Genomic DNA, 260 nt, shown 5'->3' with positions numbered 1-260 from the left:
ACACACTTTACATAAAGTCACGCAGTATAAGACAGGAAAGGCCAGTCTTTTCGCTCAGGGAAAACGCCGTTACGATCGTAAACAGTCAGGTTACGGGGGTCAGACGAAACCTATATTCCACAAAAAGGCTAAAACAACCAAGAAAATTGTTCTCCGTATGGAATGCACTGAGTGCAAGTACAGGAAACAAATGGCCCTCAAAAGGTGCAAGCATTTTGAGCTGGGTGGAGACAAGTCGGATCGTAGCCATGTCGTTCTGT

The 260-nt window shown here is 45.4% G+C and carries 1 protein-coding gene; it reads left to right on the top strand.

Going from position 1 to position 260, the window contains the following annotated elements; genetic code table 11:
• Positions 1-260: eL42 family ribosomal protein (locus ACYQ78_RS39770; RefSeq protein WP_459806172.1), on the top strand; the 260-nt coding region annotated here is incomplete at both ends.

It is taken from the genome of Herbidospora sp. RD11066 (genome assembly GCF_054661255.1).
Note: the sequence above shows the minus strand (reverse complement) of the source record. Positions and strands in the feature narration are given on the sequence as shown.